Origin of the sequence: Leisingera sp. ANG-M1, assembly GCF_000813745.1 — a bacterium.
Classification (GTDB): Bacteria; Pseudomonadota; Alphaproteobacteria; order Rhodobacterales; family Rhodobacteraceae; genus Leisingera.
On record NZ_JWLC01000026.1, the window covers coordinates 114,011 to 123,152 of the forward strand.

Annotated in this window: 8 protein-coding genes and 1 pseudogene; 7 read left to right on the forward strand and 2 right to left on the reverse strand. The window is 63.8% G+C overall.

All coding sequences use genetic code 11. The features are described from left to right. Window positions 1-8 precede the first annotated feature (8 nt). From RA19_RS21710 to RA19_RS21735, 7 genes are all read left to right on the forward strand, one after another. Window positions 9-671, forward strand: a complete 663-nt coding sequence (locus RA19_RS21710) for a GntR family transcriptional regulator (protein WP_052261980.1) — start codon at window positions 9-11, stop codon at window positions 669-671. 124 nt (window positions 672-795) lie between these two features. After that, a complete protein-coding gene (locus RA19_RS21715) occupies window positions 796-1,749 on the forward strand; it encodes an ABC transporter permease (protein WP_039135300.1) in 954 nt (317 codons plus the stop codon). A 98-nt stretch (window positions 1,750-1,847) separates the two neighbouring features. Continuing rightward, a complete protein-coding gene (locus tag RA19_RS21720; RefSeq protein ID WP_241479121.1) occupies window positions 1,848-2,609 on the forward strand; it encodes an ABC transporter permease in 762 nt (253 codons plus the stop codon). A gap of 1 nt (window position 2,610) precedes the next feature. Beyond that, on the forward strand, window positions 2,611-4,293 hold the full coding sequence (locus RA19_RS21725) for an ABC transporter ATP-binding protein (RefSeq protein WP_082020645.1): 1,683 nt from the start codon (window positions 2,611-2,613) through the stop codon (window positions 4,291-4,293). Between the two features lie 41 nt (window positions 4,294-4,334). Further along, entirely contained in the window at window positions 4,335-4,484 is a 150-nt protein-coding gene (locus RA19_RS27065; protein ID WP_193748317.1) for a hypothetical protein, read from the forward strand. Window positions 4,485-4,532: 48 nt separating this feature from the next. After that, the gene (locus tag RA19_RS21730) at window positions 4,533-6,929 is read left to right on the forward strand and encodes an FAD-dependent oxidoreductase (RefSeq protein WP_039166850.1); all 2,397 of its coding nucleotides are present in this window, start codon (window positions 4,533-4,535) and stop codon (window positions 6,927-6,929) included. A gap of 96 nt (window positions 6,930-7,025) precedes the next feature. After that, the gene (locus tag RA19_RS21735; RefSeq protein ID WP_039166852.1) at window positions 7,026-8,549 is read left to right on the forward strand and encodes a trimethylamine methyltransferase family protein; all 1,524 of its coding nucleotides are present in this window, start codon (window positions 7,026-7,028) and stop codon (window positions 8,547-8,549) included. Between the two features lie 92 nt (window positions 8,550-8,641). Here the strand turns inward: RA19_RS21735 and RA19_RS21740 are convergent, their stop codons facing one another. Further along, window positions 8,642-8,965 carry a 2Fe-2S iron-sulfur cluster-binding protein gene (locus tag RA19_RS21740; RefSeq protein ID WP_039166853.1) on the reverse strand — a complete coding sequence of 108 codons (324 nt, stop codon included), beginning with the start codon at window positions 8,963-8,965 and terminating at the stop codon, window positions 8,642-8,644. 14 nt (window positions 8,966-8,979) lie between these two features. Then, window positions 8,980-9,142 (reverse strand): annotated as a pseudogene (locus RA19_RS26695) (S-(hydroxymethyl)glutathione dehydrogenase); the annotation flags it as partial.

The following is a 9,142-nucleotide window of genomic DNA, read 5'->3' on the forward strand; positions in this document are numbered from 1 at the left end:
AGGGGCAGATGGATACAGCAGCACAACCGGAGACCGCACCTGCGGAAAACCTCAGCGCCAAAGTCTATGCCGACCTCAAGATGAAGCTGATTGTCGGCCAGCTCCGCCCGGCGGAAACCCTGTCGATCCGCACCCTTGCCGAGGAATACGGTGTCTCAGCCATGCCGGTGCGCGAAGCGCTGCGCCAGCTTGCCTCCGAGGACGCGCTGATCGGGGCTGCCAAGAAGGCTTATAGGGTGCCGGACCTCAATTCATCCGAAGCCGCAAACCTGTTTTTCATCCGCGCCATCCTGGAAGGCGCCGCTGCCGAAATCGCGGCGGAAAACGTGCGTGCCAAGGACATCAAGTTCCTGGAGAAGCTGGTGCAGGACATGGACACCGCCTGGCAGAATCAGGACGCGGTTCAGTTCCTTCTGGTCAATTTCAAATTCCACAGCCGCATCTACAGCCTCACCGGCAACAGCGCGCTGCAGTCGATGATCGAATCGCTTTATGCCCGCACCGGCCCCTGGCTGGCCCATGGCATCACCGAGCTGGTGACCATCGACAGCTGGATGGGCGATCACCCCGCAATCATAGGCGCCCTGCGCAACCGCGATGCGGCACTGGCCCGCAAACTGGTCGAAGAGGACGCGCGCTGGGGCGTCGACCTCTACCGCGCCCGCAGCTGAACCGCCCGATCGGGGCTTCCGCTTATTTGATGCACGCAAAACATATCTCTTGATTTTTGCGCTATCTGTGATCACAGTTTACCTGTTCCCGGCAAGTGAAGAGCCAGCACAGGGGAGGGATCACATGAGTTTGACGGAGATTCTCTGGAAGAGAATGGTCCTCGGCATCGGCACGCTGATCTTTGTGTCCGTGCTGGTGTTCCTGGGGACCGAGATCCTGCCCGGCGACGTGGCGCACGCAATCCTGGGGCAGGGGGCCACACCTGAACTGCTGGAGCAGATACGCGAGCGCCTCGGCCTCAATGAACCGCTGCATGTGCGCTACTGGGTGTGGCTGACGAATTTCATCACTGGCGACTTCGGCACCTCGCTGGCCAATGGCGCCGACATCGGCACCGAAATCACCCGCCGCGCCAGCAACACCATCATCCTTGCCCTGTGCACAGCCATCATTGCGGTGCCGCTGGCCATCGCCCTCGGCCTTGCCGCCGCCGTCAAACCCGGCGGGCTGGTCGACCGGGCTATCACCTCCACCTCGCTGGCACTGATTTCCTTCCCGGATTTCCTGGTTGCGGTGGTGCTGGTCACCATCTTTGCGATCAAGCTGCGCTGGCTGCCGGCCATCGCCTCGATCCGGCCCAGCTATGACCTTGTGGACTGGATCCGCATCCTGATCCTGCCGGTGATGGGCCTCACCTTCACCATCCTCGCCCATATGGTGCGGATGACCCGCTCAGCCGTGCTGAACGTGCTGACCAGCCCGGCGATCGAGATGGCAATCCTCAAGGGCGTGCCCCGCCGCCGCCTGCTGCTGCGCCATGCGCTGCCCAACGCGCTGGGGCCGATCATCAACGTGGTGGCGCTGAACCTCGCTTATCTGATCAGCGGCGTGGTGGTGATCGAGACCTTGTTCAACTTCCCCGGCCTTGGCCGCTACATGGTCGAGGCGGTGACCAATCGCGACGTGCCGATTGTGCAGACCTGCGCGATGATCTTCTGCTCCTTCTATGTCCTGCTGAACATGACCGCCGACATCCTGTCGATCATTGCCAACCCGCGCGTGAGGTACAAGAAATGACCCCCGGAACCCGTACCTGGCAAGGCGAGCTGCGCGAGGCGCTCTCCGACCTCACCCCCGGCGTTACCCTCTGCCTGCTGTTCCTGATTGCCGTCTTCATGATCGGCGCCTTTGCCCCCTGGATCGCGCCCTACGGCGAGGGAGAGATCCTCACCAACGACAGCTTCCTGCCGCCCAACAGCCAGATGTGGCTGGGCAGCGACTATCTGGGGCGGGATGTGCTGTCGCGGCTGATCTACGGCGTGCGCATCACCCTGTTCCTGGCTTTGATCATAACCTTCCTGTCGTTCTTTGCCGGTGTCTTCCTCGGCTTCCTCGCCGCAGCTTTCGGCGGCCGCGCTGACAGCTGGATGAGCCGCGTCAACGACGCGCTCCTCAGCTTCCCGGCACTGATGCTAGCGCTGATCGTGATCAACTCGCTGGGCTCTTCCTTTGTGGTGCTGGTTTTCACCATCGCCTTCATCGATATGACCCGCGTGTTCCGCGTCGCCCGGGCGCTGGCGGTCAACATCATGGTGATGGACTATGTCGAGGCCGCCGTAGTCCGTGGCGAGGGCAAGGGCTGGATCATCTGGCACGAGGTGCTGCCAAACGCCCTCACACCCCTGGCCGCAGAATTCGGCATCCGCTTCACCTACGCCATCCTGTTCATCTCGGCGCTCTCCTTCCTCGGCCTCGGCGTGCAGCCGCCGCAATCGGACCTCGGCGTCATGGTCAAGGAGAACATGCAAGCGATCCTCTGGGGTGAATACACCACCCTGTACCCGGCCTTCGGCATCGCGCTGATCGCTATTTCCATGAACGTCTTTGTCGACTGGCTGCTGCAGCGGTCCAGCGCCAAGCTGCCCGATGAGATCTGATATGCGCGACACTTCCCAAAATGATCCTGCGGGTGATCCGCTGTTGAAAGTCCGCGGCCTGGATGTCTCGGTCCGCGACAAGAAGGGCCGCGAGTTCAAGATCGTCGACGGCATTTCCTTTGACGTGCAGCCCGGCGAGGTGATCGCCCTCATTGGCGAAAGCGGCTCCGGCAAGACCACGATTTCGCTCGGCTGCATGGGCTACACCCGTCCCGGCTGCCACATCACTGCAGGCTCGGTGCATCTGGGCGGCACAAACGTGCTGGAACAGAGCCTGCCCCGGCTGCAGGAGCTGCGCGGCAAGGAAATCACCTATGTCGCGCAATCGGCGGCCGCCTCATTTAACGGCGCCATGACCATTGACGCGCAGGTCACCGAAATCCCGGTGATCACCGGCGCCATGAGCCGCGAGGAAGCACTGGCCAAGGCCGCCCGCCTGTACAGCGACCTCGAACTGCCGGACCCGGAAAACATCGGCAAACGCTACCCGCATCAGGTCTCCGGCGGCCAGCTGCAGCGGCTGATGGCGGCAATGGCGATGATCAGCGACCCGCGGCTCTTGATCCTGGACGAACCCACCACCGCGCTCGACGTGACCACCCAGATCGAAGTGCTGCATTCCTTCAAGAAGCTGATCCGCGACAACAACACCGCCGCGATCTATGTGACCCACGACCTGTCGCTGGTGGCGCAGGTGGCCGACCACATCCTGGTCCTGAAAGACGGCCAGATGGTGGAATACGGCCCCACCGAACAGATCATCTCCGACCCCCAGCACGACTACACCAAAGCGCTGATGGCCGCCGCCCATCTGATGCCCGAGGAAATCCACGCACCGCCTGCAGCAACAGCCGAAGACGCCCCCCTGCTGCAGGTGCGGAACGTGACCGCCGGCTACGGCCCCGCGCAGGAGATCATCGCCCTGCGCGATATCGACCTGACGATCCATGCCGGCGAAACCGTCGGCGTCATTGGCGAGAGCGGCTCCGGCAAAACCACCCTCGGCCGCCTGATTTCGGGCCTGATGGGCGCCAAGCAGGGCGGCGTCTACCTCGACGGCCAGCAATTGCAGCATACGGTCAGCCAGCGCTCCCGCGATGAGCTGCGCCAGATCCAGTTTGCCTTCCAGATGGCCGACGTGGCGCTGAACCCGCGGCAGCGGCTGAACAAGATCCTCAGCCGCCCGATGATGTTCTACCGCGGCCTCTCACAGCGCGAAGCCACCAAGGAGGCCGCCCGCCTGCTGGAACGTGTTGGCCTGCCCACCGATTTCGCCTGGCGCTTCCCGCCCGAACTCTCCGGCGGCCAGCGCCAGCGGGTCAACCTGGCCCGTGCGCTCGCCGCCCAGCCGCGGCTGATCATCTGCGACGAGATCACCTCGGCCCTCGACACCATCGTGGCGCAGCAGATCCTCGACCTGCTGGAAGACCTGCAGGACGAGCTGGGCCTCAGCTACATGTTCATCACCCACGACATCGCCACGGTCTCGAAAATCTCCGAGCGCATCGCGGTGATGCGGCACGGCCGGATCGTGGCGCAGGGGCCCGTCGATCAGGTGCTGCAGCCGCCGTGCCACGAATACACCCAGCTGCTGCTCAACTCGGTCCCTGAGATGCGCACCGACTGGCTGGACGAAGCGGTCGTCGAACGCCGCAAGCTGGTAGCAGCACTGGACAACGCATAAGGCGCGTGGCGCTGCGCACTGAAAACTGAAGGAAGCCAAGGATGAACAAGCCGTTCAAAGTGATGATGGAAGAAACCTGGGCCGGAGCCTGCCGGGGCCATTCCCCGCAACCAGGCACCAACCTTCAGGAGATCATCAATGGCACGCTGCCTCTTTGGCCATCACACCGGCACTTCGGACAAAACACCTAATCTTCCTCACCCAGCCACGCAGCACCCAGGCACCCGCGGGGTGCTGTCATGAAAACGTCGGCACGGGTTGTTGTCATTGGCGGCGGCGTGGTCGGCTGCTCCATCCTCTATCATCTGGCCAAGAATGGCTGGCGCGACGTGATGCTCTTGGAGCGGCAGGAGCTCACCTCCGGTTCCAGCTGGCACGCGGCCGGCGGGCTGTTCACCGTCGTCCGCCCCAACGCAGCAGCGGAGATGCACCGCTACACGTTCCAGATCTACCGCGAGCTGGAACAGGAACGCGGCCAGCCCTGCGGTTTCCACTTCACCGGCGGTCTCAACATCTGCCGTACCCAGGACGAGATCGACAGCAACGCCATGATGCAAAGCGCCTGCCGCCGCTTGGGGATCGAGGGCCATTTCATCTCGCTGGAAGAGGCCAAGGAAAAGGCGCCGGTGCTGGACACCTCGCACATGATCGGCGCCTTCTGGGAAGAGGAGGGCGGCCACGTCGACCCCGCTTCCGCCACCAACGCCTTTGCCGCTGCCGCCCGCGCAATGGGCGCAACCATCCAGCGCTTTACGCCGGTCACCGCCACCAATCAGCGCGCCGACGGCAGCTGGGACGTGGTGACGGACAAGGGCACTATTCACGCCGAGTACATCGTCAACGCCGCCGGTCTCTGGGGCCGTGAGGTCGCGCGAATGGCCGGGATCGAACTGCCGCTGATGCCGGTTGAGCACCACTATCTGGTGACCGAAAACATCCCACTGATCGGAAGCTTGGGCTTCGAGCTGCCGCAGATCAACGACAACGAAACCGGCTCCTACGCCCGCCAGGAAGGCATGGGGATGCTCTTGGGCGCCTATGAGGACAAGATGACCCATTGGGCCAAGGACGGGACGCCCTTGGACTTCGGCCACGAACTCTTGCCCGACAACCTGGAATGCATGGAGTGGAACTTCGAGAAATCGGTCGAGATCATGCCCTGCCTGGGCGAGGCCGGCGTCAAACGGGTGATCAACGGCCCGATGATCTTCTCCCCCGACCTGTCGCCCCTCATCGGCCCGCACCCGGCCTTGCGCAACTATTTCTGCGCCAACGGGGTGATGGCCGGCTTCAACCAGGGCGGCGGCATTGGCCGGGTGATCGCCGAATGGATCATCGGCGGTGAGCCGGAGATCGACATCTTCAATTGGGATGTCGCCCGCTTCGGGGAGTTTGCGACCCAGAAATACACCGAGGAGATGACCCGGTATTTCTACGAAAACCGGTCGGAAAAGATCTTCCCCTACCAAAGCTTCCCAGCCGCCCGCCCGCAGACGAAGTCCCCGGTCCATGACCGTCTCGCCGCCGCAGGCGCGGTCTTCGGCACCGGCTTTGGCCGCGAACACGCCACCTGGTTCGCACCCGAAGGCACACCCGCTGAAGACAGCCTCACCTACCGCCAGCCCAACTGGTGGCAGCCGGTGGCCGAAGAGGGCAGGCGCCTGCGTGAAGGCGCCGGGCTGTTCGAATTCTCCGACATGGCCAAGTTCGAGGTCTCCGGACCCGGCGCCACCGCATGGCTCGACCGCCTCCTCGCCAACCGCTTGCCAAAACCGGGGCGCCTGTGTCTGACGCCAATGCTGTCGGAGAAGGGCAAGGTGATCGGCGACTTTACCGTTTCCAATCTTGGGGACCGCTATCTGATTGTCGGCACCTACACCATGCAGCTCGCCTACCTGCGCCACTTCCGCAAACACCTGCCCGCCGAGGGCGTCACGCTCCGGAACCTCTCGGATGAACTCTCCGGCCTCGCCCTGGCCGGCCCCAAGGCGCAATCCATCATGGCGGCGCTGACAGACCAGCCAATGGACACCGCCGCCTTCCGCTTCATGGACGCCAAACAGATCAGCCTGGCAGGCGTACCGGACGTCATTGGCCTGCGCGTCTCCTACACTGGCGAGGCCGGCTATGAACTCTACATGCCCCCCGAACACCAGCCGCAAATCTTCGACGCCTTGCGCGAATGCGGCGCGGACTTGTGCGGGTTGCGCGCCCTGATGATGCTGCGGCTCGAGAAAAGCTGGCCCGCCTGGGGGCTGGAGATCACCTCCGACTACTTCGCCCATGAATGCGGGATGATGCACCACGTCAAACTCGACAAAGGCGGTTTCATCGGCCGGGACGCGGCGCAGAACTACGCCCCCCCGCGCGAAATCCCCATCACTCTGACGGTCGAGGCCGGAGACCTCGCCATCTGGGGCGACGAAGCCATCTTTCTTGACGGCGCGCCGGTGGGCTATGTGTCCTCCGGCGGCTGGGGGCCGGTCACCGGCCAGCACATCGCCCTTGGCTATGTACCGCCAGAGACCCACCGCAAAGAGGGTGACTATGCGGTTGAGATCTTTGGCAAACTCCACCGCGCCAAACTGCAACCCAAACCGCTCTATGACCCGGCAGGCAGCCGGATGCGCGCATAAGGAGACGGATATGACACCGATCATCAGGGAAGAAACCTGGGCCGGAACGGCAGGGCGCAATGCCGCCCTTCCGCAAACCCAATCAGGAGAGACGCCATGTCCCGCCGCCGCCGTTCTTCCCGCCAGCCCCGTAGCACCGGCTTCACCCAGCGCCCCTTTGGCGAGGTCCGCAGCCCGCTTGCCCCGACCGAACTGATCTCTGCCGATCAGGTCGAAACCATCCACCACGCCAGCCTCAAGGTGCTGCGCGACATCGGCCTCAGGGTCGACAGCGCGGTTGCACGCGATCTTTTGGCCAAGGCCGGCGCCGATGTGGACAGCAGCGATAACCGCGTCCGCTTCGACCCCGCCATGGCCGAGGAGATGCTGACCGGCATCCCGTCTGAGTTCACCATCCACGCCCGCAACCCTGCAAAGACCCTCACCGTCGGCGGCAACTCCCTCACCTTCGCCACCGTCAGCGGCCCGTCCTTTGTCTCCGACCTCGACCGCGGCCGCCGCGCCGGGACGCTGGAGGACATGCGCAACTTCGTCAAACTCTCCGCCTCCCTCAACATCTTCCACCACGAGGGCGGGGCGGGCTGCGAGCCGCTGGAGCTGCCGCCGGAAACCCGCCATCTCGACATGATGCTGGCGCAGACGACGCTGTGCGATAAAGGCTGGCAGCCCTGCTGGCTGAACTCAACTGAGCGCGCCCGCGACTGCATCGAAATGGCCAAGATCGCGCTGCAGATCGACGACGACGGCCTGCGCGCGCGGCCTGGCATCATCGGCGGCATCAACACCAACTCGCCGCTGCTGCTGGACGACAGCCAGGCCGAGGGGCTGATCGAATTCGCCCGCGCTGGCCAGCCGATCCACGTCACCCCCTTCACCCTGGCCGGCGCCATGAGCCCCGCCACCATCGGCGGCTCCCTTGTGCAGCAGAACGCCGAGGCGCTGGCCGGCATCATCCTCGGCCAGGCCGCCTGCCGTGGTGCGCCGGTGTTCTACGGCCATTTCACCTCCAACGTCGACATGAAGACCGGCTCCCCGGCCTTTGGCACACCTGAATACGCGCAATCCGTGCTGGTCTCCGGCCAGATGGCCCGGCGCTACGGCCTGCCGATCCGCTCCTCCAACACCACCGCATCTCCTTGCGTTGACGCCCAGGCCACCTACGAAAGCGACATGTCGATCAGCGCCTGCATCCAGGGCCATATCAACGTGATGATGCACGCCGGCGGCTGGCTCGAAGGCGGGCTGACCTGCTCATTTGAAAAGCTGATCCTCGACGCTGAACTGCTGCAGATGCAGGCCGCGCTGCTGGATCCGATCGATCTCAGCGACGAAGCGCTCGGCCTTGATGCCATCGCCGAAGTCGGCCCCGCGGGCCATTTCTTCGGCACCGCCCACACGCTCGCCCGGTATGAGGATGCCTTCTACAGCCCAATCCTGTCCGACTGGCGCAACTATGAGACCTGGCGCGACGACGGCGCCAAATCCGCCACCCAGCGCGCCAATGAGATCTGGAAGCAGCTCTTGCGCGACTATGAAAAACCGCCCATCGACCCAGGTGTGGAGGAAGAGCTCGAGGCTTATGCCGCCAAACGCAAGGAACAGATCAGCGCGCACGCCTGACTCCCTGCCTGCAAACGCAAACGCCCGCCAGGCGCGGCGGGCGGGACATTGCAGCGGGCGCGGCAGAAGACGCCGCGCCGCCAGTGCAAGCTTCATATCTGCTTTTCCGGCAGTTGCACCACCAGCCCATCGAGCGCTGCTGTCACCTTCAGCTGACAGGTCAGCCGCGAGCGCGCCGGATCCGGCTCAAAGGCAAAATCCAGCATGTCCTCTTCCATGCCGTCCTTCGCGGGCAGCTTCTCCACCCAGTCCGGCACCACATAGACATGGCAGGTCGAACAGGCACAGGCACCGCCGCAGTCCGCCTCAATCCCCGGAATGCTGTTGTCGCGCGCACCTTCCATCACAGTCAAACCGTCAGCCACCTCCACAACATGTTCGGTGCCGCCGTGCTCGATGTAGGTAACTCTGGCCATTCGGCGCTCCTCCCTCAAAACTCCACGACGGCCCGGATCGATTTGCCTTCGTGCATCAGATCAAAGCCCTCGTTGATCTGGTCCAGCGTCAGCTTGTGGGTGATCATCGGGTCGATCTCGATCTTGCCGTCCATGTACCAGTCGACGATCTTGGGAACGTCGGTGCGCCCCGAGGCG